This window comes from Pseudoalteromonas sp. 20-92 (assembly GCF_030847595.1).
GTDB classification, from domain to species: Bacteria; Pseudomonadota; Gammaproteobacteria; order Enterobacterales; family Alteromonadaceae; genus Pseudoalteromonas; species Pseudoalteromonas fuliginea.
In genome coordinates this window covers 85,219-109,242 of the sequence record NZ_JANJGQ010000004.1, presented here as the reverse complement: position 1 = coordinate 109,242, position 24,024 = coordinate 85,219, and the positions used below count along the sequence as shown (strand labels likewise).

25 protein-coding genes and 1 riboswitch are annotated in these 24,024 nt (G+C 39.2%); of the genes, 18 read left to right on the top strand and 7 right to left on the bottom strand.

Translation table 11 applies throughout. The annotated features are described in order from the left end of the window. Window positions 1–113: 113 nt before the first annotated feature. Together NRL14_RS05785 and rarD are read left to right on the top strand one after the other, a co-directional pair. Window positions 114–569: a thioesterase family protein gene (locus NRL14_RS05785; RefSeq protein WP_007376493.1), complete on the top strand. Its 456-nt coding sequence runs from the start codon at window positions 114–116 to the stop codon at window positions 567–569. Between the two features lie 54 nt (window positions 570–623). Further along, window positions 624–1,547 (top strand): EamA family transporter RarD, encoded by a 924-nt coding sequence (rarD, locus tag NRL14_RS05780; protein WP_033031372.1) that lies wholly within the window; start codon window positions 624–626, stop codon window positions 1,545–1,547. 5 nt (window positions 1,548–1,552) lie between these two features. Here the strand turns inward: rarD and NRL14_RS05775 are convergent, their stop codons facing one another. Beyond that, the gene (locus NRL14_RS05775) at window positions 1,553–2,788 is read right to left on the bottom strand and encodes a response regulator (RefSeq protein WP_306724201.1); all 1,236 of its coding nucleotides are present in this window, start codon (window positions 2,786–2,788) and stop codon (window positions 1,553–1,555) included. Between the two features lie 87 nt (window positions 2,789–2,875). Next, a complete protein-coding gene (locus NRL14_RS05770; RefSeq protein ID WP_007376490.1) occupies window positions 2,876–3,250 on the bottom strand; it encodes a DUF413 domain-containing protein in 375 nt (124 codons plus the stop codon). A gap of 91 nt (window positions 3,251–3,341) precedes the next feature. On the opposite strand from NRL14_RS05770, the gene NRL14_RS05765 reads away from it, so the two are divergent. The 8 genes from NRL14_RS05765 to ung all read left to right on the top strand — a co-directional run bounded on the left by NRL14_RS05765 (window position 3,342) and on the right by ung (window position 11,439). Beyond that, window positions 3,342–4,214 (top strand): LysR family transcriptional regulator, encoded by an 873-nt coding sequence (locus NRL14_RS05765; RefSeq protein WP_033031370.1) that lies wholly within the window; start codon window positions 3,342–3,344, stop codon window positions 4,212–4,214. Between the two features lie 166 nt (window positions 4,215–4,380). After that, the gene (locus tag NRL14_RS05760; RefSeq protein WP_007376488.1) at window positions 4,381–5,313 is read left to right on the top strand and encodes a porin; all 933 of its coding nucleotides are present in this window, start codon (window positions 4,381–4,383) and stop codon (window positions 5,311–5,313) included. Window positions 5,314–5,374: 61 nt separating this feature from the next. After that, window positions 5,375–5,509, top strand: a riboswitch (cobalamin riboswitch). A gap of 511 nt (window positions 5,510–6,020) precedes the next feature. Further along, a complete protein-coding gene (locus NRL14_RS05755) occupies window positions 6,021–6,833 on the top strand; it encodes an ABC transporter ATP-binding protein (protein WP_007376487.1) in 813 nt (270 codons plus the stop codon). Window position 6,834: 1 nt separating this feature from the next. After that, window positions 6,835–7,839, top strand: coding sequence for an iron ABC transporter permease (locus NRL14_RS05750; protein ID WP_007376486.1), 1,005 nt, complete (start codon window positions 6,835–6,837; stop codon window positions 7,837–7,839). A gap of 4 nt (window positions 7,840–7,843) precedes the next feature. Further along, a complete protein-coding gene (locus tag NRL14_RS05745; protein ID WP_306724200.1) occupies window positions 7,844–9,328 on the top strand; it encodes a cobyric acid synthase in 1,485 nt (494 codons plus the stop codon). Then, window positions 9,321–9,920: a cob(I)yrinic acid a,c-diamide adenosyltransferase gene (cobO, locus tag NRL14_RS05740; protein ID WP_007376484.1), complete on the top strand. Its 600-nt coding sequence runs from the start codon at window positions 9,321–9,323 to the stop codon at window positions 9,918–9,920. The genes NRL14_RS05745 and cobO overlap by 8 nt, the downstream gene beginning before the upstream one ends. Next, on the top strand, window positions 9,920–10,780 hold the full coding sequence (locus NRL14_RS05735) for a cobalamin-binding protein (RefSeq protein WP_306724199.1): 861 nt from the start codon (window positions 9,920–9,922) through the stop codon (window positions 10,778–10,780). Before cobO ends, NRL14_RS05735 begins: the two co-directional genes overlap by 1 nt. Continuing rightward, complete coding sequence (gene ung / locus NRL14_RS05730; RefSeq protein ID WP_306724198.1) at window positions 10,777–11,439, top strand: uracil-DNA glycosylase; 663 nt, start codon at window positions 10,777–10,779, stop codon at window positions 11,437–11,439. The genes NRL14_RS05735 and ung overlap by 4 nt, the downstream gene beginning before the upstream one ends. An 87-nt stretch (window positions 11,440–11,526) precedes the next feature. Here ung and NRL14_RS05725 read toward each other — a convergent pair whose 3' ends face one another. Together NRL14_RS05725 and tal are read right to left on the bottom strand one after the other, a co-directional pair. Beyond that, on the bottom strand, window positions 11,527–11,715 hold the full coding sequence (locus tag NRL14_RS05725) for a DUF3545 family protein (protein WP_002961395.1): 189 nt from the start codon (window positions 11,713–11,715) through the stop codon (window positions 11,527–11,529). A 359-nt stretch (window positions 11,716–12,074) separates the two neighbouring features. Continuing rightward, window positions 12,075–13,025, bottom strand: a complete 951-nt coding sequence (tal, locus tag NRL14_RS05720) for a transaldolase (RefSeq protein WP_008136388.1) — start codon at window positions 13,023–13,025, stop codon at window positions 12,075–12,077. A gap of 225 nt (window positions 13,026–13,250) precedes the next feature. Here tal and yaaA point away from each other — a divergent pair, with 225 nt between their 5' ends. The 3 genes from yaaA to NRL14_RS05705 all read left to right on the top strand — a co-directional run bounded on the left by yaaA (window position 13,251) and on the right by NRL14_RS05705 (window position 16,034). Then, window positions 13,251–14,030, top strand: coding sequence for a peroxide stress protein YaaA (yaaA, locus tag NRL14_RS05715; RefSeq protein ID WP_039488339.1), 780 nt, complete (start codon window positions 13,251–13,253; stop codon window positions 14,028–14,030). 120 nt (window positions 14,031–14,150) lie between these two features. Continuing rightward, on the top strand, window positions 14,151–15,107 hold the full coding sequence (locus tag NRL14_RS05710; RefSeq protein ID WP_306724197.1) for a mechanosensitive ion channel family protein: 957 nt from the start codon (window positions 14,151–14,153) through the stop codon (window positions 15,105–15,107). Window positions 15,108–15,302: 195 nt separating this feature from the next. Further along, window positions 15,303–16,034 (top strand): hypothetical protein, encoded by a 732-nt coding sequence (locus NRL14_RS05705; protein WP_306724196.1) that lies wholly within the window; start codon window positions 15,303–15,305, stop codon window positions 16,032–16,034. Window positions 16,035–16,108: 74 nt separating this feature from the next. Here the strand turns inward: NRL14_RS05705 and NRL14_RS05700 are convergent, their stop codons facing one another. Further along, window positions 16,109–16,429: a BON domain-containing protein gene (locus NRL14_RS05700; RefSeq protein WP_033015799.1), complete on the bottom strand. Its 321-nt coding sequence runs from the start codon at window positions 16,427–16,429 to the stop codon at window positions 16,109–16,111. A 434-nt stretch (window positions 16,430–16,863) separates the two neighbouring features. Then, complete coding sequence (srmB, locus tag NRL14_RS05695) at window positions 16,864–18,090, bottom strand: ATP-dependent RNA helicase SrmB (protein ID WP_007376476.1); 1,227 nt, start codon at window positions 18,088–18,090, stop codon at window positions 16,864–16,866. A gap of 75 nt (window positions 18,091–18,165) precedes the next feature. Here srmB and NRL14_RS05690 point away from each other — a divergent pair, with 75 nt between their 5' ends. The 3 genes from NRL14_RS05690 to NRL14_RS05680 all read left to right on the top strand — a co-directional run bounded on the left by NRL14_RS05690 (window position 18,166) and on the right by NRL14_RS05680 (window position 21,620). After that, window positions 18,166–18,864: a tRNA1(Val) (adenine(37)-N6)-methyltransferase gene (locus NRL14_RS05690; RefSeq protein WP_306724195.1), complete on the top strand. Its 699-nt coding sequence runs from the start codon at window positions 18,166–18,168 to the stop codon at window positions 18,862–18,864. A 156-nt stretch (window positions 18,865–19,020) separates the two neighbouring features. Further along, window positions 19,021–21,030: an alpha-amylase family protein gene (locus NRL14_RS05685; RefSeq protein ID WP_306724194.1), complete on the top strand. Its 2,010-nt coding sequence runs from the start codon at window positions 19,021–19,023 to the stop codon at window positions 21,028–21,030. Between the two features lie 143 nt (window positions 21,031–21,173). After that, a complete protein-coding gene (locus NRL14_RS05680; protein WP_306724193.1) occupies window positions 21,174–21,620 on the top strand; it encodes a DUF2147 domain-containing protein in 447 nt (148 codons plus the stop codon). A 39-nt stretch (window positions 21,621–21,659) separates the two neighbouring features. Here the strand turns inward: NRL14_RS05680 and fldB are convergent, their stop codons facing one another. After that, entirely contained in the window at window positions 21,660–22,181 is a 522-nt protein-coding gene (gene fldB / locus NRL14_RS05675) for a flavodoxin FldB (protein ID WP_008136395.1), read from the bottom strand. A gap of 94 nt (window positions 22,182–22,275) precedes the next feature. On the opposite strand from fldB, the gene xerD reads away from it, so the two are divergent. Together xerD and dsbC are read left to right on the top strand one after the other, a co-directional pair. Further along, entirely contained in the window at window positions 22,276–23,202 is a 927-nt protein-coding gene (gene xerD, locus NRL14_RS05670) for a site-specific tyrosine recombinase XerD (protein ID WP_008136396.1), read from the top strand. Window positions 23,203–23,262: 60 nt separating this feature from the next. Beyond that, window positions 23,263–23,991, top strand: a complete 729-nt coding sequence (dsbC, locus tag NRL14_RS05665; RefSeq protein WP_033040415.1) for a bifunctional protein-disulfide isomerase/oxidoreductase DsbC — start codon at window positions 23,263–23,265, stop codon at window positions 23,989–23,991. The last annotated feature ends 33 nt before the right edge of the window (window positions 23,992–24,024 follow it).

Sequence of the window (24,024 nt, the reverse complement as noted above, 5' to 3'; positions counted from 1 at the left end):
TTTTAACGAGATGTCTTTAGCTGAGTTACTTGATGAATTATTTAAGTGGAGTCTCGTAGTTTTACACTATGTATGTTTTACTCATCTTACCAGTTTTGGCATAGAGAATAATAATGAATAAAGAAATGTTAATTGAACAAGTCGGGGCGTTGTTTGTAAATGGCATGCCGTTTAATCAGTTTTTACAAATATCGGTAGAATCACTGAGTCCTGAACAAGCAAAAATTACCTTTCCTTGGCAGGATGTATTTATTGGTAATCCAGCGCAAAAAATATTACACGGAGGTGTTATTTCAGCCGTGCTTGATAATGTGGGAGGAATGCTTGCTGCAGCAAGTGTGATTGATAAATTAACAGACTTAGATATTGGTAGTGTGCAAGCGAGGCTAGCTACGCTTGGAACCATCGATTTACGCACCGATTATTTACGTCCAGGCAAAGGCGAAGTGTTCACCGCGAGTGCAACGCTTATTCGTTCAGGCAACAAAGTGTGTGTATGTCGAATGGAGTTACATAATGAAAAAGCAATTCAAATTGCGTTTGGTACTGGTACGTATTTAGTTGGATAAACAATCCATGGAGAGTAAACTAGCGACCTTTTAGTATCACTAAGTGTTTTTATTATGTCTATTGATACAGAGCAGCGTAAAGGCGCTGTTTTTGCTTGCCTAGCATTTGTGATGTGGGGGTTAGCACCTATATACTTTAAATTTATCCAGCATGTGTCAGCTTTTGAAATATTAATGCATCGCGTTGTTTGGTCTGTCGTTTTTTTAGTACTTGTGGTAAGTATTCTTAAATATTGGCACAAAATAAAGCGTATTATTGTTCAGCCCAAACTAGTGTTAATGCTTGTTATTACTTCAGCGTTACTGGGGTTTAATTGGGGACTTTTCATATGGGCGATAAATAATAACCATATGCTGGATGCAAGCTTGGGGTATTACATAAACCCATTGTTAAATGTATTGCTGGGTATGCTTTTTTTAGGCGAGCGTTTACGTAAGTTTCAGGGCGTTGCCGTTGCACTCGCGTTTTCGGGAGTATTATTGCAACTCGTTAGCTTTGGCTCGTTTCCGGTAGTTGCTTTTTCATTGGCAATATCATTTGCACTTTATGGCTTATTACGTAAAAAACTCCCCGTTGAAGCTCTGCCAGGGATATTGCTTGAGGCACTTATATTATTACCTGTAGCGCTTGTTTATTGGTGGTTAATGGCGCCTTCTGACACATCAAGCCTTCCCGCTAACGATTGGCATACTAATGCGTTACTAATTAGCGCGGGCATTATAACTACATTACCGTTATTGTGTTTTACTGGCGCAGCTAAACGTTTGCAATACACTACATTGGGCTTTTTTCAGTACATTGGGCCAAGCTTAATGTTTATGCTCGCAGTGGTGTTTTACGGTGAGGTATTTGATGCAGAAAGGTTAGTTACATTTGCATGTATTTGGAGTGCGCTTGCTATATTTAGTTGGGATTCTTACTATCAATCACGCAAACGAAAAAAAGCGGCAGTGGCGACAGCACAAGTGGCTAGTTAACTATTTTAGCTAATAATTTTGTTACGGCCAGTTTCTTTTGCATCATAAAGTTTTAAGTCGGCCTGTTTTAATAATTCATCAATTTGATAAACAGGTCCAATTGAAAAGCCAATAGAAATAGTAAATTTAATTTTAGCTTTGCTAAACTCTTGGCTGTTTGTTTCGATAAAATACCTAAAGCCTTCTAATCTTTTAAGTGCTTCTTGCTTATCTGTATCGGCAAAATAAACAGCAAACTCTTCGCCACCCAAGCGTGCCACTAAATACTTTTTAAAGTATTTGCTAAAACAAATAGATAAACCTTTTAACACTTCGTCGCCTGCATCGTGGCCATAGGTATCGTTGATTGCTTTAAAGTGATCAATATCCAGCATCGCTAATGCGCCATTGCCTTCATCAAGTTCAATTTTTTTAAGGGACTTTTTTGCCTCTTCAAAAAAGTAACGACGGTTAGGTAATTTAGTAAGGTAGTCAGTATTAGCTTGCTTTTTTATGGTTGCTATAAGCGTTAACATATCGACGTTTTGGCTAAGCCTGCAATAAAACTCTTCACTATTGAAAGGTTTATGTAAGTAATCATTTGCGCCATTTTTTAAAAACAGCGTCGATAAATCAGATGAATCAGCGCCTGATATACCAATTATTGCTTTCTCATCATTGTTATATAAGCGGCGTATTTCGGTACATAACTCATCACCATTCATATTTGGCATTTCATTATCAGTGATAATAACGGAGATATCAGGTGATGTTTCAAGCATAACAAGTGCTTGTTTACCATCTTCAGCTTGTAAAGTTTGATATTTATGACGGGTTAACAAGCTACATATATACTGTCGTGTGGATAAAGAGTCATCAACAACTAGCACTTTTATGTCTTCGTTTCGAGGAAGTCTTAATAATTGTTTTTCGAGATACTGATAAGCTTGTTTATTCTCTTTAATGATGTAATCAATTATTGGGTATTTTTCTACTGTTTCACGGGTTTTTTTGTCGATATTACCCGTCATAACAATTGTTGGAATTTCGGCCTGTACAGTACAGGGTACTGCTTCACCTGACGGGGCGTCGGGTAAAATATAATCGACAACAGCGCAAAAGTAGTTATTCTTACTTATAAGTTCTTTTGTTTGTGCCAATGATTCTGCTATATCAACCTCATATCCAGCCTTAAGCGCGATGTGCTTTTGCACTCGCGCGATTGTTGGCGTATCTTCAACTATTAGTATTCTTCGCGTCACGTCACAACCTTGTTTATATTTTTGCAAAAGTATTTGCTTATACAAGTTGTAACTGCTAAAACGCAAAAAAGCAAATAAGTGAAGAGCTTATAGGTTATCTGCTTCAGAATAATACTCTTGGCTTATAGGAGCTGGCCCTGATATTTTTGAGCGGCCAAATAGGGTATGAAACTTACTCTTACATGTTGTAAGTTTAAGGTATTTAACCCAAGCACGCTCAATCGGATTTGTTGGCTCTAAAGTCCCCATTGCTACGGCTAAAAATTGTTCTTGGTGTTCGTTTTGAGGCTCAATAGTTTTGTTGTGTAAGCCTTTTAAAACAACGCCATGTTGGTCTAATATGCTGGCTTCTAATAAGGTGAAGTTTCCACTACGGCTAAAACCGCGTGGGAAGTTGTGATCATCATAAAACTGACGTTGGCTAACAAATGCTTGACGAAGTAGTGAAATATCATTGCTCATAGCTTTATCCTCATGCCTTAGTAATTAGCTGGAGTATGATGCAAGTTTGGCAATTTATTAAACAAGTTATTTTTATCGTGAGGATAAAAAATTGGATATAGATTTATTAAAAACATTTGTTGAAGTTGTGCGTACACGTCACTTTGGTAAAGCGGCCGAAAACCTTTATATCACCCAATCTGCGGTGAGCTTTAGGATTCGTCAGCTAGAGCAGGGACTTGGGGTTAATTTATTTATACGCCAGCGTAATAATATTCAACTTACAGCGCCGGGTGAGCGTTTGTTGCCACATGCTCAAATGATTATTACGGGTATGCAACGCGCCAAAGTAGATGTTGCGCTTGCCGATAATATGCATAAGCAAATTAGCTTAGCAGGAACGCCTAATATTTGGGATGCTTTTTTACAGTTTGGTATAACAAATATTGTATCGGCGATGCCGGGCGTGTCATTAGTCGCAGAAGTTAAAGCACAACAAGAAAGCACTCGGTTGCTGTTAGAGCGAACTCTCGATTTAGCCATTTTATTTGATCCGCCTAAAGTAGATGAATTAGTAGTAGAGCGAATTTGTGAACTGCCTATTATTCCAGTGAGTGGCTATGATACTGCAACTAACGAAAACTTTTTTGATAACCAATATGTATATGTTGATTGGGGAACAACTTTTTCACTTTGGCATGCGCGTCAGTTTACAGGTAAAACGCCGCCTTACTTCAGAACAAGTACTGGTCGTATAGCACTTGATTTAATATTACAGTGCGGCGGGAGTGCGTTTATTCCTCAAGTACTTGTAGAGCATCATTTAAATAAAGGTGATTTATTTCATGTTAAAGATGTAAAAAATACGTCACGAGATGTATTTATTGCCTATCATAGAGATAATGAACAGAAAGAATTAATAGAAACGTTGGTAAATTTGTTATCACAAATGACACCTAGCTTGACGCTGGAGCCTAATTTATAGGTACAAATGAGTTGCTGAGTATCGATGTTATTTTGATTTCATATTTAATGCACTTTTATTAATTTAAAATTACAGAAATATTTCGATTGTAATATTTCTGTAATTTTACAGTGACAAACTGCTGCTGTTTTAAAATTAGTCTTTTGTGATTATCCAAGGAAATAACATGAAATTTGTAAAATCGAGCTTATGTTTAGCGCTATTAAGTGGCTTATCTTTTAATGCTCTTGCTGATGTAGACGTGTACGGCAAAGCGAATGTAACTATTCAATCATCTGATGACGGTGAAGGGTCGTTCACTGAAATTAAAAGTAATAATTCTCGCTTTGGTCTTAAAGGTTCTGAAAAGATAACAGAGGGCTTAGAGGCTGTTTATAAATTTGAGTTTCAAGTTGACGTGTCTGATGCGGACTCAAAGGGTGATAATGATGACAATATTTCTGCGCGTAACCAATATATAGGGTTAAAAGGTGCATTTGGCCAAGTTGTTGTTGGTCGACACGATACTGCACTTAAGTTATCTCAAGGTAAAGTTGATTTATTTAGCGACCTTGAAGGCGATATTAAAAGTATATTTAAAGGCGAAAATCGTTTAGGTGATTCTGTTACTTATTCATCAAATACTTACGAAGATTTTAGAGTACTTGCTACTTTTATTGCAGAAGATGATGAAGATGCAAAAAATGGCTATTCACTAGGACTTACTTATGGCGATTCTTCACTTAAAAAGAGTAAAGTATATGCATCAATTGGTGTTGATAGTGAAGTAAATGGCTACGATGTAGTTCGTGCAACTGTTCAAGGTAAAATTAATGATTTTAAAGTAGGCGCAATGTACCAAACACAAGAAAAAGTAGACGGCAGCGCAGAGGCTGACGGGTACTTATTAAGTGCAGCTTACATAATGGGAAACAATACATTTAAAGTGCAATACCAAACTATGGATTTTGACGACAGCGATGATAAGTCAGCAATCTCAGTAGGTGTTGATCACAAGTTAAATAAAAATATTAAAGTATTTGGTTTTTACTCGGGCTTCGACATGGACAACAACGTTGACCAAGATTACTTAGGCTTAGGTATGGAATACAAGTTTTAACTATTCGCTAAATTAGTTAAAACACTCCCTTTTTAACCGCACTCTTTTGAGTGCGGTTTTTTTTGCTTTAAATTATTTACTTAGCCGCCCATAATAGAGCTTAATTTGGAATGAGGTGCGAGCCCTCGACTGTTCCCGCAACTGTAATTAGCGCAAAGCTTTAAGTCAGATACAAATGGTATAGTACCAATTTTATTAAAAACATGATCTTTTTAGTGAATTAAATAACTTACTAACTTCGTTAAAAATTATTCATATAGAACAACTATATGTCATAATTTCCGCCTTGTTATTAAGCTGTTTATTTGTCGCTATAATAAATCACTAATTTAATGCAATTGGTATGAATTCTTTTAACGAGCGGGTTTACTCATTTTTCTTGTAGTGCATTAGTATTTTTATCGCATTTTTGGTGAGTTTAACCTAGGGTCTGTCGAACTTTGCGGATTAAAATTTGTTCAAACTAGGGGCTATTTAATCGCGGCGCGAGGTTTGTAACCTAGTGGGCTAAGTAAAAACCGAGCAACAAAGAGTAAATAGCCCCTAGGAAGAACCCTTTGGGCAGCGCCTGTTTGGCATTAATGCTACGTTATCGCCCATTTATGGGGAATAACCACACTACATAGGCTCTGCCTTGCCTAAATACCAAACAGACTGTTGCAAATTTAACCTTGAAAGATCAACAGACCCTAGCCTAGGACTGACTATTGCACACTCAAACGCCATTAAATACACCATTACTAAACGTTAAAAACGTATCGTGGGGTATTGGCAATAAAACGATTCTCAAAAAAATAGACCTTAAAATAACTACAGGTAAATTTGTTGGTTTGATTGGCCCCAATGGCGCTGGTAAATCGAGCTTATTGCGTTGTTTATATCGTTTTAGTAAACCCAGTGATGGCGTTGTAGAATTTAACAACACCGATATTTGGCAATTAAAAAGCGATGAGTACGCAAAAAAAGTAGCGGTTGTTTTACAAGAAACTCCGTCGCAATTTAACTTAAGTGTATTTGACGTTATTGCGCTTGGGCTAACGCCTCATAAATCGCTATTTAGCTCAGTAACTAACATTGATAAACAAAAAATCACCCAAGCTATCAACACTGTAGGGTTGGCAGATCATAGCGAACAAAGCTTTGAGTCACTTTCGGGTGGTGAAAAGCAACGTGCCTTGATAGCCCGTGCGATAGTCCAGCAACCTCAGCTGTTAATAATGGACGAGCCAACCAGCCATTTAGATGTTAAATACCAAATACAAGTTATGGAGCTGGCTAAATCGCTCGGTGTAACTGTATTTGCATCGTTTCATGATTTAAACCTAGCCTCTGCAATGTGTGATGAACTGCTCGTTATTAAAAATGGTGAAATTACACATACAGGCACGCCAAGTGAGGTATTAACCGAAAACATGCTAGGCGACGTTTTTGGTGTATGCGCCCAAGTAAATAACCATCCGCAAATATCGAAGTCGGGAAATAGCATCCCTCATATCACTTACTTTTATGGTTACGAATAATATGCGTGCAGTTAATACTCGTCACTCACTTGCACTATGTATAAGTATTGCAGCTGCTTTATTTAGCTTATTTGCAGCACTTAGTTTTGGCGCCGCAGAAACCTCGCTTCAAGACGTACTTAATAGTTTTTTACTCTCAAATGATGCGTCTTTTAATACGCGTATTATTTTTGAACTAAGAATGCCACGTACGTTACTCGCCTTTTTAGCAGGCTCAGGTTTAGCAATTGCGGGACTTATTTTACAAACGGTAACGCGCAACCCTTTAGCCGATCCTTACTTATTTGGTATATCGTCGGGTGCCTCATTTGGCGTGGTGTTACTTATGGCATTTGCCGGTATTAGCGCAGGCTTTATGCTATCGGCAGCGGCACTGCTGGGTAGCTTACTCGCTATGAGTTTATTAATATTGATTGCAGGCAGGCAGCAAAGTACACAGGTAGAGTCAATGTTATTAGCTGGCGTTGCTCTGTCGTTTTTATTTAGTGCATTTACCAGTTTGTTGCTTTATTGGAGCGACCCTCAGGCGGTAGCCGCTATCCTATTTTGGACACTGGGCAGCTTTGCACGTGCGCAGTGGGCAACGCTTTGGTTGCCTTTGTTGGTAATTACATTATGTACGTTTGTAATGCTGAGCTTTAGAAGGCAGCTCAATGCGATGTTACTGGGCGATGAAAGCGCAATTACATTAGGTGTTAGAGTCCAGCGCTTTAGAATACTTATGCTGGTTTTAAGCTCATTAATTACCGCTGTGCTGGTGGCTATGTGTGGTGGTATTGGGTTTGTAGGATTAATGGTGCCGCATATTGTGCGCTTTTTTATCTCCCAAGGCACTATCGCGGGGTTGCTAGTAACCAGCTTAGTAGGCGGTACATTTATGGTGTGGGTTGATGTACTTTCGCGCTCATTGCTAAAAAACCAAGAGTTACCTGTAGGTGTTATAACCGCTGCTATTGGTAGCGTGTTCTTTTTAAGCTTATTGTTTTTTAGAAAGCGAAAGGTGTAACTCAATGAAAACCTTAATGGTGCAAGGCACTACATCTGATGCTGGTAAAAGTACTTTAGTTGCAGCCCTTTGCAGAGCGTTTGCTAAGCGAGGGGTAAAGGTTGCGCCTTTTAAACCACAAAATATGGCACTTAATAGCGCAGTAACAAAAGATGGTGGCGAAATTGGTCGTGCGCAAGCTTTGCAAGCAATAGCAGCTAAAGTAGAGCCCGAAATAGACTTTAACCCTATATTACTTAAACCTAATAGCGACACGGGCGCACAAGTGATTATTCACGGAAAAGCCATTAGCAATATGGAAGCGGGCAAATATCACGACTATAAAAAAGTGGCGATGGATGCAGTAATTACCTCACATAACCGCTTAGCTAAACGCTTTGAATTACTCCTTGTTGAAGGAGCGGGTAGCCCTGCTGAAATAAACCTGCGTGAAAACGATATTGCCAATATGGGTTACGCCGAAGAGGTAGATTGCCCTGTCATTATTATTGCCGATATAGATAAAGGCGGTGTGTTTGCACATTTGGTAGGTACGCTTGCGTTGTTAAGCGAGTCAGAACAGGCGCGCGTAAAGGGCTTTGTTATAAACCGCTTTAGGGGCGATTTGAGTTTGCTACAAGGCGGGCTTGATTGGCTTGAAGAATACACAAACAAACCCGTACTTGGCGTATTACCTTATTTGCATGACCTCGCGCTTGATGCTGAGGACGCCGTCGCAATTGATAATAACGTAACCAACGCCACAATTAATATTGCGGTGCTGCTTGTGCCACACATTAGTAACCACACCGATTTTGATGCACTGCGTTTGCACCCAAACATTAATATAAATTATGTGCGCCATACGCAAACGATCCCAGACGTTGATCTGATCATTCTCCCAGGCAGTAAAAACGTACTGGGCGATTTAAGTTTTTTGAAAAATGAAGGCTGGGACACTCAAATTAAACGCCACTTACGCTATGGTGGTAAAGTACTTGGTATTTGTGGCGGCATGCAAATGCTGGGCAATACGCTCAACGATCCCGAGGGTATTGAATCATCATTAAAGCAAGTAAATGGGCTTGCTCTGTGCGATTTTGAAACCACGCTAACGGCACAAAAAGTATTAACTAAAATAACCGCTACACTGCTTTTAAATAACCAATCAACACCCTGTAGTGGCTACGAAATACATGCAGGGATTAGCCAAGGTGCAGCGCTTAATAAGCCATTTTTAACCTTTGATGAAAGCCATCCACATGGTTTTACGTTTGATGGCTTTATTAGCGATGATAACGCCATTGCAGGCACTTATTTACATGGTTTATTTGATGAGGCCGATGCTACATCGCAAATTTTAAAATGGGTAAAACCAAGCGCCTCAATTAACCCAATAAGTATTGCCGCTCACCGCGAGCAGCAGTTAGAACGATTAGCAACCATGTGCGAAGCGCATTTAAATATACAGCAAATTATCTCGATTTATGAAGGGCACAATAATGACTGAACAAAACAACGATAAGCACAAGCAGCGCCAACAAAAAGTAAAAGAACAAGTGGATGCGCGCGTTGCCGCTGCGCAAGATGTAAAAGGTATCTTTCAGGTAATTACCGGTAACGGTAAAGGTAAATCAACCTCGGGCTTTGGCGTTGTAGCACGCTGCGTTGGGCATGGTAAAAAAGCCGCTGTTTGCCAATATATTAAAGGTACGTGGGAATGTGGCGAGCGTAATTTATTACAAGGTGCAGGCGTTGAGTTTGTTGTAATGAACACCGGTTTTACTTGGGATACGCAAAATAAAGAAGCCGATACTGCAGCCGCCCAAGCAACATGGCAAGAGTCAAAACGCATGCTTGCTGATAGCAGTATTGATTTAGTATTACTTGATGAGCTTACGTATATGGTGACCTACGGCTACGTTGATTTAGATGAAGTAGTAACAGCGCTTAATAACCGCCCACCAATGCAGTCAGTTATTATTACAGGGCGTGCAGCACACCGCACTTTAACCGACCTTGCCGACACCGTAAGTGAAGTGCGTAATGTAAAACATGCATTCGACTCAGGCATAAAAGCGCTAGAAGGGTTTGATTACTAATGCTTAAAGCGTTTTTTATTGGGCTACTGCTTTTTAGTGTGTCGGGCAGTGCACTTGCAGAGCAGGCAAATGATTCTAAAAAGCTACGGATAATCGCGCTTGCACCACATATAGTCGAAAACCTATTTGCCATAGGGGCGGGCGATAATATTGTGGGCACGGTTGATTACGCCGACTACCCAAGTGAAGCCCAAAGTATTGAGCGCATAGGGGGTTATTACGGCATCTCGCTTGAAAAAGTATTGGCGCTTAAACCTGACTTAGTTATTGCGTGGAAAAGCGGAAATCAAAGCGAAGATTTAGCCCAAATAGAGCGTTTAGGTATAAAAGTGTATTTGAGTAATCCCACCACAATCGCAGGTGTTGCCGACGAGTTACTGACTTTTGGTGAATTTACAGGGAATATTGAGCAAAGCCAGCAAGCGGCAAGCGCATTTAAACAAAAGCTAAACGCGATTGTTAAAAGCCAGCAAGATAAAAAAAATATTACCGGATTTTATCAGTTATGGGCTGAGCCCATGATGACAGTAAGTAAAAATACATGGATAAGCCAACTGATTGAAACATGCCATGTAAGTAATGTATTTGCACAAAGCATTACAGATTACCCGCAAATTAGTATCGAAAATGTTATTGTTACTAAGCCGCAAGTTATTATTATCCCTGATGAAAAATCAAAAACGCCACAGCCGGTTGTTAATTGGCAAAAGTGGCCAGAAGTACCCGCTGTTAAAAATGATCAATTTATTAGCGTAAATGCCGATTTATTACATCGTTTTACTGTGCGCATGCTAGATGGACTTGCGGATATGTGTGATAAAATAGACGTATCACGTAAACAGATTAAGAGTACACAATGAGCAATTGGGCTACATTTTTAGAAAGTGAATTACAGCAACCTTACATGCAGCAAACGTTAGAGTATGTGGCTAATCGCCGCAATGAAGGTATTGCTGTTTACCCACCTGAAGCTCAAGTTTTTAGTGCTTTTGATGCCACCGCACTTAATGACATACGCGTTGTAATTTTAGGACAAGACCCATACCACGGAGAAGGGCAAGCGCATGGCTTGTGTTTTTCGGTATTGCCTGATGTAAAAAAGCTGCCGCCGTCGCTTAAAAATATGTACAAAGAGTTAGCTACCGATATCAGCGATTTTATTATTCCTGAGCATGGTGACTTGCAAAGCTGGGCAGATCAGGGCGTGTTTTTACTCAATACAGTATTGACCGTTGAACAAGGGCAAGCGCATTCACATAAGCATTTAGGATGGGAGCAATTTACCGATAATGTAATTGCGCATATTAATAAACACTGCGAAGGTGTGGTATTTATTTTATGGGGTGCACACGCACAAAAAAAAGGTAAAGGCATAGATAGCGCTCGCCATCATGTTTTAAAAGGGCCACACCCATCGCCGCTGTCGGCGCATAGAGGCTTTTTTGGCTGTCAGCATTTCTCACAAACGAATGAGCTATTGCAAGCCCAAAGAGATAAGCCAATTAACTGGCAAATCTAATTTACTCCAAAGAACTCAAATTGTTTAAACCATTAAAAAAGGCTTCCAGATTCTGGAAGCCTTTTTGTTTAGTTGGGGCGTATTGAATTAAAAATCGAGCTCATCAATTGCAATACTGTCTGTAAAATAATCTAGTTCTTGTAGTTCTTTGCGTAGGCGCTGTTTGTCTTTTATTGCTTCTATTTCACGCCACTTCCTTTTTTTATTCTTTTGAGAGGTTTTTCTAGTTGTATCAGGACCTTCTAATATCTCTAATATATCGTTTAGGCTATCCATGAATTTCTCCTATTGATTTATGACCTCAAGAATACCTATACCACAGGCCTAGCTAAAATAGAACAAAAAAGTGACAGTTATGTTACATAAGTGTGATTAATTGATGAAGGTTTATAATACCATCTGCTTATGTATGGGGTCTATTTAACGTTAAGAAAATTACGCTAGAACTAGGCAAAAGTTTTTGTATCTAGTTGTTCTAAATAAAAAAATTTAACGACGTTATAGTGCAATTTAATTCGTTAAATTGATCAAAGATTTATGCAGGTTGGTATAAGAAGATTATATAGAGGGGTAGCGTATTTTAGGCATAAAAAAACGCCGCTATTGCGACGTTTTTAAAACACGATTATAGCAAATTACATTGCTTTAAAGCGCGCCTCTAGTTGTTCTTGTGCATCAGCAAAAGAGCGAATACCTTCAGCTAGTTTTTCAGTAGCCATAGCATCTTGGTTATGTAACCAACGGAACTGTGCTTCTGTTAATGGCTCTGGTTTTGGCTCTTGTGGAACATCGCTTTGCAGCAAGTATTCTTGTGCGCCTTCAAGGTTGCCTAAATCTTCTAAAAGATTAGGGCTAATAGTTAGCTTGTCACAACCTGTAAGTGCAATAATTTCGCCTGTGTTACGGAAACTTGCACCCATCACAACTGTTTTGTAGTCATGGCGTTTGTAAAATTCAAAAATGCTGCGTACAGACTGAACACCTGGATCTTGTAGCGGATCGGTTGGTTTTTCCATACCGTTAGCAACGTGCCAATCTAAAATACGGCCAACAAATGGCGAAATTAGAAATACGTTTGCATCGGCACACGCGCGGGCTTGGGCATCGCTAAATAATAAAGTAAGGTTACATTTAGTCCCTTCTTTTTCTAGCTGCTCAGCGGCTTTAATACCTTCCCATGTAGACGCTACTTTAATTAAAATTTTGTCTTTGCTTACACCTTCTTTTTCGTAAAGGCTAAGTAGGGTATGTGCTTTATCAATCGTAGCTTGCGTATTAAACGAAAGGCGTGCATCTACTTCAGTAGAAATATAACCAGGTACAATAGCGCTAATTTCTTTACCAAGTAATACGGCAAAGTAATCACATGCTAATTCAAGTTGTTTAGCCGGCTCTTGCTCGGTTTCTTTTGCATAGCTCCAAGCTTTATCTAGGTAAGGCTTATATGCTTCAATCTCGCTCGCTTTTAATAAAAGCGACGGGTTTGTAGTTGCATCTTCTGGTTGATGCTTTTTAATAGCTTCAATATCACCAGTGTCGGCTACGATAGATGAATGTTGTTTTAGCCTTTGTAGAGCTGAAGTCATTTGCTTTCCTCATTCCAAGCAAGTTAAAAGAAAAATCTAATCACTCTTAATATATACAATCCATACTGCAACAGTGTGACAATGCTTGATAGGTCTTATGTCCTGATCAATAAAAAAACGGTAATGCATGGGTTATTAAGAGAGGATTTATTTAAACAAAACGTGCTTTTCGTTTCATTTAATGTTGAAATTGACACTAAATAAATTACAAGTCAATAGCTAACTATGATCACTGTTATTTCACCTGCAAAAAATCTTGATTACGAAACGCCACCCGCAACAGACAAGTTCACTCAGCCTGAATTACTAGAGCACAGCGAAGAGCTCATGAAAGTATGCCGTGAACTAACACCAGCGCAAATTGGCAGTTTAATGAAAATTAGCGATAAGCTATCTGGGCTTAACGCAGCACGCTTTAGTGAGTGGGCACAGCCGTTTACACAAAGTAATGCTAAACAAGCCGTGCTTGCCTTTAATGGTGATGTATACGGCGGTTTAGATGCAAGCACGCTTAAAGCTAGCGAGCTTGATTACGCACAAAACCATTTACGTATCCTTTCTGGCTTATACGGCTTATTAAAACCACTTGATTTAATGCAAGCTTATCGCCTTGAAATGGGCACCAAGCTTGAAAACTCGCGTGGCAAAAACTTATACGAGTTTTGGGGCAGCGTAATAGCGAACAAACTAAACGAAGTATTAAAAGCACAAGACGCGCAATACTTAGTTAACCTTGCTTCAAACGAATACTTTAAAGCGGTAGATAAAAAAGCATTAAATGCACAAATTATTACCCCACACTTTAAAGACTGTAAAAACGGTCAATACAAGGTAATTAGCTTTTACGCTAAAAAAGCACGCGGTATGATGGCGCGCTACATTATCGAAAATAAAGTAACGCAATTAAGCCAACTTAAAGAGTTTACTGTAGCGGGTTATTACTTTAGCCCTGAGGCAACGGTTAAAGAGCTTGAGCCGGTATTTATGCGCGACGAACAAAATTAGGTCATAAGCTTAAATAAACAATTGAAAAGCCATGCATTGCATGGCTTTTTTGATGTTGGCGTTATATTTGCAACCTCATCTAATATTAATGAGAACACTAACTAAATAGGTGCAAACAAAATGATCAGTATTCCGTCAGTTGGCGAAGCCGAAAAGCTAATAGAGGAAAAGCTCGGAGGGTGGTTTGATGTTGTAATAAGCCATATCCCTAATTTTATAGTGGCAATTGTAATTGCCATTGTGTTTTCAATATTGGCGCGCTTTGCTGGCAAACTGGTGAAAAACGTACTGCGCCGCTCTCTCGACTCAACACAAATTGCCGATTTAATGGCATCAATTTTTAAAGTTATTGTGTTGTGCATAGGTTTATTTATAGCGCTCGATTTTGTTGGCCTAAAAGGCACCGTTACTTCGCTACTTGCTGGTGCGGGTATTGTGGGTTTGGCCATTGGTTTTGCGTTTCAAGACATGACCGAAAACCTAATTGCTGGTATAGCAATGGGCGTACGCAAGCCATTTAAAACAGGTGATGTAATAGAAACCGATGATGTGTTTGGTTCAATACATTCAATAAACCTACGTAACACGCTAATAGAGAGCTTTTACGGGCAACTAATACTTGTACCAAACAAAGTCTTATTTAGAAATGTACTAAAAAACTACACCACGCTAGGTATAAGACGTATAGAAGTACCCGTAGGTATTTCGTATGGCGACGACATAGAAAAAGCATCTCAAGTTATTACCGATAAAATAAATGAATTTGACTTTGTAATACGTAAAGACGAAACCGCCGTATACGCTGAAGGTTTTGGCGACAGCAGCATTAACTTACTGGTATGGTTTTGGATTAAATACCCAGGCGAGCCTGACTTTATGACGGTACGCCACAAAGGGGTTGTTGCCGTTAAGCAGGCACTCGACGAAGCTGATATTAGTATTCCTTTCCCAATTCGTACGCTCGACTTTGGCATTAAGGGCGGTGAGAAACTCGATGCCATGATAAGCGATAAAATAAGCCCGCAGTCATCAACTAAAAATAGTAGCGACGGTGCTGACTCTAGCCAAAGTGAGTAATTTAGTTAAAACACATTAGCCAAAAGCATTGGGAAATAGTTACTTACCAACAGCGCATTTTTACAGAGTAAAATTGCGCTTTTTAGTACATGCTTTTAATAATTATTAAGCCTGAACAGGGTAAGCCAAATTTAATCGGTTTTTGTTTATTATGATAACCGTGTTATTTGCCATAACTGATAATGTGATTACAATATGACCATTATTAATTTAAATAGTTTATCAATGCGTAAAGTAGCATTACTACAGTTCATAACCCTTACTTTATTAAGCTTCATGCTTGGGTGTACATCAATAAGTAATAAGCAGAGTACGAGTGAAAAACATAATTTTAAGTATGGTTTGAGCTATAAATTAAATGTAGATGACAATACTGCTGAAATACTTTTTCTTAATAAGAACGATACCCCTATAAACGCACTTACCCTACCAAATAAAACGGTATACATTGCAAAAGAGCAGTTACGAGAATTTTGCAGATCGGATGGTATTTTATGCGCTAGGGAAAAGTCTGAAAGTAACTTTGTTAGTTGGTCTCCCGATGGTGAGTTTTTAGCCGTTTTTGCAGGTGACACCCAAGGTTTTTGGTTTTTACCAACAATTGAAATAACCAAGTCTGCATTTAATGAAAGTCATATACTCAAGGTTGGACTTCATCAAACAACTAACCAGTTTAATATCGGTTTGTTTCATCAAACCGGTGGGTGGTTGAATAATGAACAATATATTTTTTCAGCTGGCTTGAGTGGCAATAATTTTATTTATAAGTTCAACACAAAAACAAAGGAACTTAAGGGTTTTCCTTTTGAGTTAAATGAAGATTCTACAGTGAGCAATTTCGAAGAGGTATTTGTTGATAGTTATTCTTCGCAAAAAAGTAGTTTTAAAATAAGTGATGTGACTAAACAATTAGAAAAATTAAAATAAAAAAGCGCAGCTTGTGTTGGAGTAACAAGCCGCGCTTACGAATTAGTTATATAAATAGGTTTATGTGGTACGTATTAAATAACGCTAATTTTATTACGAATGATTTTTACACCATCCATATTTTCTAAAAACTTTTGAGCTAATGCGCGCTGAAAACCAGTTTGTGCTTCACCGTATAAATCTACTTCACCATTTTTTACCTGCACACGAATATCACTTAACGCTAGATTAGGGTTAGTTCGCAGGGTGTTGGTGATAGTTTGTTGTAGGTTCGGTTGAGTGGCTACACTGCTTACTACTGCCATGTTGGTTGCTGCACTTACCTTTGTAGCGCAAGCTAATAAAAATAAACAACAAAATGATACTAAAGCGATAGTTAACTTGAAGCGGTTCATAACTTAATCCTTACATTACGGTGAATCGTGCAGCCACAAAATGGAAATTCCATCGGCTAGGTTATCTTTGTAGTTACAATTTCGGTGCCAATATTAACGCTATGAAATATAAGATAATTTTATTAAGTGGGAATTAAGGTGGGCAAAAATTACATTTAAATGGGTATGAGTTACATGCTTGGGTTACATATGTAATACCAATTCGCTTAATTAAGTGATTTATTTTGAGGTAAGAAAATCGTGTCGATAACAAGGCAAAAATTTCGTTATTTAGTTGTTCTATATTAGAATTTTTTAACGCAGTTAGCGTCAGATTTAATCCTTAAAATTGATTAAGTATTATTGCGGATTGGTATAATGGTACAAACACCAGAGCCTGTAAGGCTTGCATTAAAAAGCCGGCAAAAGCCGGCTTAGTATAAAAATGTTTTAGGTTACTTCTTCTTTTTAACCTTGGCCTTTTTCTTGGCTTTCATTTTTACTGGATCTTTACGCTTTTTAGCCGGTGGCTTAGCTTCTTTATGCTGTGGCTCAACACCTCTAATTACACGGCGTTTTAACTTTTGCTCAACGTAGCGCTCTACTTTATATAAAATGCCAATGTCATGTGCTTCAACTAACGATATTGCTATGCCTTTTTTACCAGCACGGCCAGTACGACCAATACGGTGTACATATACGTCGGCAGTGCGCGGCATATCAAAGTTAATAACGTGACTGATGTCAGATACGTCAATACCACGTGCAGCTACGTCGGTAGCAACTAATATGCTTGTTTTACCACTGTGGAAGTTTTCCATGGCTTTCATACGTTTGTCTTGTGGCATTTCGCCGCGTAACCACGCTGCTTTTACATCATTAGTTGTAAGTTCACCAATCAATGTTTCTAAGCGTTCGCGAGTTTTAACAAACACAATTGCTTTAGTCACGTCAGGATTTTTTAGCGTGTTAACTAACAATTCAAGCTTATGATGATAATCGTCGGCTAAATGTACCCACTGATGAATTTTTGCTTTTTCTTTACGTGACGATTCGGCTTCTAATAGAGCTGGGTCGTTTAATGTTTTTTCAGCAAACCTTTCTACGCTGTCACCTTCAAGTGTTGCTGAGAATAAAAAACATTGGCGACGATTTTTAGCTTCGTCACAAATACGGCTCATTTCTTTTTTGAAACCCATATCTAACATGCGATCTGCTTCATCAATAATAAGCATTTCTACGTGTTCAGCATGAAAGTTTTCGGTTTCTAGGTATTCCATTAATCGACCTGGTGTGGCGATTAAAATATCGTTATTTTTTTCAAAAATTTCTTTATGCGTACCGTAGTTAATACCGCCCGTTACTACACCAATTTTTAGGTGTGTGCGTTTAGCTAGTAGTTCACATTGTTCATGAATTTGATAAGCCAACTCACGAGTCGGGGTCATAACGAGGACGCGCGCAAAACCAGGGTCACGACGTGGGAAATCCAGTAAGTACTGAATAGCCGGAATTAAAAATGCCGCTGTTTTACCTGTACCAGTAGGCGCAGATGCTAAAATATCGCGCCCCTGTAGTGCTTCAGGAATAGCTTGTTGTTGAATGCTGGTTGGCGTCTCGTAGCCCATTTTATTAATGGCATCGAGTAGCTTGTTATCAAGATCAAATTCAGAAAATTGCATAGAGTGTCTAAAATAAGGGACAATTACCCTGATTATACGCGCTATGCTGCGCTTGGTGAATGAAAAGGTGAAAAAATGTCTGGTTTTGTATTTAAACAATTTAAAGTTGAACACGACCGCTGTGCAATGAAAGTTTCTACCGATGGCATTTTGCTTGGTGCATGGGCTAATTTAAGCGGTGCAAGGTCGCTACTTGATATAGGCACAGGTACCGGCTTATTAGCGTTAATGTGTAAGCAACGTGGTCATGAGCTTGATATAACTGCGGTAGAAATTGACGAAAGCGCCCATAACCAAGCATTAAAAAATATAGCTAATAGCCCGTGGCCAACAATAAGTATTAAGCACCAAACTATTCAAAGCTTTAGTAGTGAAATTAAATTTGACGTGGTTATCTCTAATCCGCCGTATTTTAATCACAGTTTAAAAGGCGAGAATGCTGCGCGTAATACCGCGCGCCATACCGACGGCTTAAGTTTTGAAGAGTTAATAAATGCGTTTAAACGTTTAAGCCATAGTCGCTCTCGCTTTAACTTAATACTCCCAAGCGTTGAAGGCGCATTATTTATTGAGCTTGCTACTCAAAATGGGCTTTATTTAAATACTCACTGCCAAGTAAAAGCCACGCCCAATAAAGATATTAGCCGCAGTTTAATGACATTTAGCTACGTAAAAAGCGATTTAGAATCATCAACCCTGTGTATTAGAAACTTAGATAATACCTACACTGCTGATTATATAGCTTTGTGCAAAACATTTTATTTAAAAATGTAAGTTACTTAGTAATGAAGGTTATTTAGTAATAAAGGATAGTTTACCCGTTATGCATACGTATTCAGTTTTTATTTCATCGACTATAAGCCTAGTGTTAACCACTTGTAAATAACATCGAGTAGTTGTTTTGCTCGCTCAACAATTGGATCACACACTATGAAACTCAATAAAATAATCACCACCGCAGGTTTAAGTCTAGGGTTGCTCTTACCGAGTATTGCCACAGCTACGCCCACCACATTTGTGCATTTGTTTGAATGGAATTGGCAAGATGTAGCGCAAGAATGTGAACAGTATTTAGGACCAAAAGGCTATGCTGCAGTGCAGGTATCGCCACCTAATGAACACATTACAGGAGGCCAATGGTGGACACGCTATCAGCCTGTAAGTTATGAACTGCAAAGTCGTGGCGGTAACCGTGCACAGTTTATTGATATGGTAAATCGCTGTAGTGCAGCTGGGGTTGATATTTATGTTGATACGCTTATTAACCATATGGCAGCAGGAAGTGGCACAGGCACAGCGGGTAATAGTTTTGGTAATAAAAGCTTTCCTATTTATAGCCCACAAGATTTTCATGAAAGTTGTACCATTAATAGCTCTGATTATGGCAACGATCGCTACCGAGTACAAAATTGTGAACTCGTTGGACTTGCCGATTTAGATACAGCTTCAAACTATGTGCAAAATACCATTGCAGCATATATTAACGACTTACAAGCTATTGGCGTAAAAGGCTTTCGGTTTGATGCTTCTAAACATGTTGCCGCAAGCGATATCCAAAGTTTAATGGCCAAAGTAAATGGCTCGCCAGTGGTTTTTCAAGAAGTGATTGATCAAGGTGGAGAGGCTGTTGGCGCCTCTGAATATTTAAGCACTGGTTTAGTAACTGAATTTAAATATAGCACTGAGCTTGGTAACACCTTTAGAAACGGCTCGCTTGCATGGCTAAGTAATTTTGGCGAAGGGTGGGGCTTTATGCCTAGCTCTTCTGCGGTGGTTTTTGTAGATAATCACGATAATCAACGTGGTCATGGCGGCGCTGGTAATGTAATTACCTTTGAGGATGGCCGCTTATATGACTTAGCTAATGTATTTATGTTGGCTTATCCGTACGGTTATCCAAAAGTAATGTCGAGTTATGATTTTCATGGTGATACAGATGCTGGTGGGCCAAACGTACCGGTACATAATAATGGTAACTTAGAGTGTTTTGCTAGTAATTGGAAGTGTGAGCATCGCTGGTCATATATTTCAGGCGGGGTCGATTTTAGAAATAACACCGCCGACAATTGGGCAGTAACAAATTGGTGGGATAACACGAATAATCAAATATCATTTGGCCGAGGTAGCTCGGGTCATATGGCTATTAACAAAGAAGACTCAACACTCATTGCAACGGTGCAAACAGACATGGCGCCTGGGCAATACTGTAATGTGCTAAAAGGCGAGTTGTCGGCTGATGCTAAAAGTTGCAGTGGCGAGGTTGTAACGGTTAATTCCGACGGTACTATTAATCTCAATATTGGTGCTTGGGATGCAATGGCAATTCATAAAAATGCCAAGTTAAATACAAGCTCTGTGCCAAATACAGGGAGTGACTGGCAACGCACGGTTATTTTTATTAATGCACAAACGCAAAGTGGACAAGATATGTTTTTGCGCGGTGGTGTAGATCACGCTTATGCAAACGCAAATCTGGGTCGAAATTGCCAAACAAGTAATTTTGAGTGTGCAATGCCTATTCGTCATAATAATTTAAAAAACGTGACAACAAGCCCTTGGAAAGCAAATGATAACTACCTTGATTGGTATGGCATAGAAAATGGGCAAAGTAGCGAAGCAGAAGGTTCTGCGACCGACTGGACAACGAATGTTTGGCCAGCAGGTTGGGGCGCTGAAAAAACGGTAAACACAGATGGTTTTGGTGTGACATCTTTAAATATATGGGGCGAACACTATTGGATGCTTGATGTAGATATGGATTGCAGTAAAGCGGTTAATGGATGGTTTGAACTAAAAGCATTCATTAAAAACGGCCAAGGATGGGAGGCTGCTATTGCTCAAAACAATACACCTTATACAAGCACTAATCATATGGCGCAATGCGGAAAAATTAATAAATTTGAGTTTAATAACTCAAGTGTAGCCATTCGTAGTTTTTAAAAGTAAACAAAAAAGCTCATATGAAAACCTAAACTAATGATTATTAGTTTAGGTTTTTTATTTTAGGTACGGCGCTTTCATAGTGTGTTTATAAATCACCTGTTATGATTCACTCATTAGTTACATTGAATTAAGACAACACAATGAAAAAATTAAATAAAATAATACTACTAAGTACATTCTCTACGGTTGTTTTGGCAAGCCAAAGTGCACTGGCAGCCATGACCCCAGTTGGGCTTTGGAAAACGATTGACGAGGATACAAACCAAGCTAAGTCGTATGTACGTATTACCCAAAGCAACGGTGTATTAAGCGGCAAAGTTGAAACCATTCTTAACCCGGCAAAACAAAACGATATATGTAGTGAATGCGATGATGAGTTAAAAGATCAGCCTATTTTAGGAATGACTATAATCACCGATGTAAAAGCTGAGGATGATGACGTTTGGGGAGATGGCGAAATACTTGACCCAACAAATGGCAAAACCTACACCTTACAGCTCACAGTGCAAGATGAAGGTCAAAAACTTGAAGTACGTGGTTACATTGGCTTTTTTTTCCGTAACCAATATTGGCTAAGGGTTGAGTAATTACTTTGTAGCGTAGCAATAATGGCTACGCAATTTTAGTTAAAGCGTTTCGCCGTATTCAGTCATTACTTGTTCAACCCAAGTCGCAATACGGTCATCACTTAGCTCGTATTGGCTGTCTTCGTCCAGTGCGAGCCCTACAAATTGTTTGCCATCGGGAGTTAGCGCTTTTGAAGCTTCAAACTCGTAACTACTGTCGTTGGACCAAAAACCAAGTTGGGTAAATGTTTGCGTATTTATTTCGTCGTGCAGCATCCCTAGCGCATCTTGAAACCACTGCCCGTAACCTTGCTGATCGCCCATGCCAAATAAAGCAATGGTTTTACCGCTTAGGTTTACGTCGGCTATGTCGTCCCATTTTGACTCCCAGTCTTCTTGTATTTCACCAAAATCCCATGTTGAAATACCAAAGATGATAAAGTCGTACTGCTGCGCATTTTTTAGTGGCTCGTCTTTAATATTGTGCAGGGTAACTATATCGGCACCAATAATGTCGCGAATCTTTTCTGCTGCCATTTCGGTGTAGCACGTAGTAGAACCAAAAAATAAACCAATTTGCATCGTATTTATCACTGTGTAATTGCCTGATATGATAGGCTCAAGTTTACCGTAAGGTATTTTTAATTGATACCTTAGCAAAGCATGAGAGCATAATGTGACAACGCTATCTGACGATTCTTTTGAAAATGACAGCAGTATGAGCAGTAATAGCGACTACCTAGAAACCTTTTTAGATAGCCTGTACTTAGAGCAAGGCGTAAGCGAAAACACATTAAGTGCTTATCGCAGCGATTTAGATAAGTTTTGCCTATTTTTAAAGGGCGAAAACTTAATGACGGTAACTGGGCTTGATATAGAGGGTTACTTAGCTCACAGAGTTGATTTAGGATTAAAACCACGTAGTACGGCACGTAGTATTAGTGCGCTAAAGCGTTTTTATCAGTACTTTGTGCGCGAAAAAATAATTAGTGATTCGCCCATGCTAAATATTGCTCAACCAAAAGCAGGGCAGTCGTTACCTAAAACACTCTCAGAAGCTGAAGTTGAGGCATTGTTAAATGCGCCCAATACAGAAGAAGCGATGGGACTGCGCGATAAAGCGATGCTTGAACTACTTTATGCAACGGGTTTGCGTGTAAGTGAGCTTGTTGGGTTGCGTATGGAGCAAATTAATTTGCGCCAAGCTGTGGTGTTTGTAAAAGGTAAAGGTAATAAAGAGCGCTTAGTGCCACTTGGCGAGGAAGCCATGTACTGGCTTGAGCAATTTTTAAAGGTCGGGCGTGCGCAAATGATAAAACACGCCACCGATTTTGTGTTTCCGTCTAAGCGCGGTGTTGGCATGACGCGACAAACCTTTTGGCATAGAATTAAACACTATGCTATTTTGGCAGCAGTTGAGTCTCCAATATCGCCCCATACAATGCGCCATGCTTTTGCTACGCATTTATTAAACCATGGGGCAGATTTACGTGTGGTACAAATGATGTTGGGCCACAGTGATTTATCAACCACACAAATTTATACCCATGTTGCTAATGAACGTTTAAAATCGGTGCATGCGCAGCATCACCCGCGTGCTTAATTTGAAATTAAATAGCACTAAGCCGGTCAATTTATAAGTACTTTTGGAATAGAGAAAATTATGAAAAAATTAATGTTAGCAGGTGCCATGTTGTGCACAAGTATTAGTGCATTTGCAAATGGCGTTGCTGTAGCTCCTGATGCTAATGATCCTATAGTGACTAAATTTGCGACTTTAGGCGTAACGGTTAAGCAAATTAACCCAAGTCCAGTTGCAGGGTTAAAAGAGCTTATTACCAACAAAGGCGTGCTTTACGCAAGTCCAGATGGTCAATTTTTAATGCAAGGTACGTTAATCGATTTGAATAATCGTAATAACCTAACTGAGCAAGCATTAAACGGCGTGCGCGTTGAAGGCATTAAAGAATACGAAGATTCGATGATTGTGTATAAAGCACCAAACGAAAAGCACAGCATTACCGTATTTACTGATATTAGCTGTGGCTACTGTCGTAAGTTGCACCGTGAGCTAGATGATTTACTCGATGAAGGTATTACCGTTAAGTATCTTGCATTTCCGCGTGGTGGGCTCCAAGGTTCTGGTTATGCTGATTTAATGAATGTGTGGTGTGCTAAAGATCAGCAAGAAGCACTGACTGAGGCTAAATCGGGCGCAGACACTAAAGTAATTGCAGGGTGTAATGCACCAGTTGCTGAGCATTACCAGCTAGGTCAAAGCTTTGGTATTAGCGGCACGCCGGCTATTGTTTTAGAAGATGGTACGATGATCCCAGGTTACCAGCCTGCAGCAGCATTAAAAGCAGCATTAGATGCTAACAAAGCGTCGTAATACGTTTTATAGTTAATAAAAAGGCCTTAATGG

Coding starts and splice junctions, on each gene's coding strand:
- NRL14_RS05750 (WP_007376486.1), top strand. CDS start 6,835: ATGCGTGCAGTTAATACTCGTCACTCACTTGCACTATGTATAAGTATT.
- NRL14_RS05725 (WP_002961395.1), bottom strand. CDS start 11,715: ATGGATAGCCTAAACGATATATTAGAGATATTAGAAGGTCCTGATACA.
- dsbC (WP_033040415.1), top strand. CDS start 23,263: ATGAAAAAATTAATGTTAGCAGGTGCCATGTTGTGCACAAGTATTAGT.
- NRL14_RS05685 (WP_306724194.1), top strand. CDS start 19,021: ATGAAACTCAATAAAATAATCACCACCGCAGGTTTAAGTCTAGGGTTG.
- fldB (WP_008136395.1), bottom strand. CDS start 22,181: ATGCAAATTGGTTTATTTTTTGGTTCTACTACGTGCTACACCGAAATG.
- NRL14_RS05760 (WP_007376488.1), top strand. CDS start 4,381: ATGAAATTTGTAAAATCGAGCTTATGTTTAGCGCTATTAAGTGGCTTA.
- NRL14_RS05785 (WP_007376493.1), top strand. CDS start 114: ATGAATAAAGAAATGTTAATTGAACAAGTCGGGGCGTTGTTTGTAAAT.
- NRL14_RS05700 (WP_033015799.1), bottom strand. CDS start 16,429: ATGAACCGCTTCAAGTTAACTATCGCTTTAGTATCATTTTGTTGTTTA.
- rarD (WP_033031372.1), top strand. CDS start 624: ATGTCTATTGATACAGAGCAGCGTAAAGGCGCTGTTTTTGCTTGCCTA.
- NRL14_RS05705 (WP_306724196.1), top strand. CDS start 15,303: ATGACCATTATTAATTTAAATAGTTTATCAATGCGTAAAGTAGCATTA.
- NRL14_RS05745 (WP_306724200.1), top strand. CDS start 7,844: ATGAAAACCTTAATGGTGCAAGGCACTACATCTGATGCTGGTAAAAGT.
- NRL14_RS05710 (WP_306724197.1), top strand. CDS start 14,151: ATGATCAGTATTCCGTCAGTTGGCGAAGCCGAAAAGCTAATAGAGGAA.
- NRL14_RS05680 (WP_306724193.1), top strand. CDS start 21,174: ATGAAAAAATTAAATAAAATAATACTACTAAGTACATTCTCTACGGTT.
- NRL14_RS05735 (WP_306724199.1), top strand. CDS start 9,920: ATGCTTAAAGCGTTTTTTATTGGGCTACTGCTTTTTAGTGTGTCGGGC.
- cobO (WP_007376484.1), top strand. CDS start 9,321: ATGACTGAACAAAACAACGATAAGCACAAGCAGCGCCAACAAAAAGTA.
- NRL14_RS05770 (WP_007376490.1), bottom strand. CDS start 3,250: ATGAGCAATGATATTTCACTACTTCGTCAAGCATTTGTTAGCCAACGT.
- srmB (WP_007376476.1), bottom strand. CDS start 18,090: ATGCAATTTTCTGAATTTGATCTTGATAACAAGCTACTCGATGCCATT.
- yaaA (WP_039488339.1), top strand. CDS start 13,251: ATGATCACTGTTATTTCACCTGCAAAAAATCTTGATTACGAAACGCCA.
- NRL14_RS05690 (WP_306724195.1), top strand. CDS start 18,166: ATGTCTGGTTTTGTATTTAAACAATTTAAAGTTGAACACGACCGCTGT.
- ung (WP_306724198.1), top strand. CDS start 10,777: ATGAGCAATTGGGCTACATTTTTAGAAAGTGAATTACAGCAACCTTAC.
- tal (WP_008136388.1), bottom strand. CDS start 13,025: ATGACTTCAGCTCTACAAAGGCTAAAACAACATTCATCTATCGTAGCC.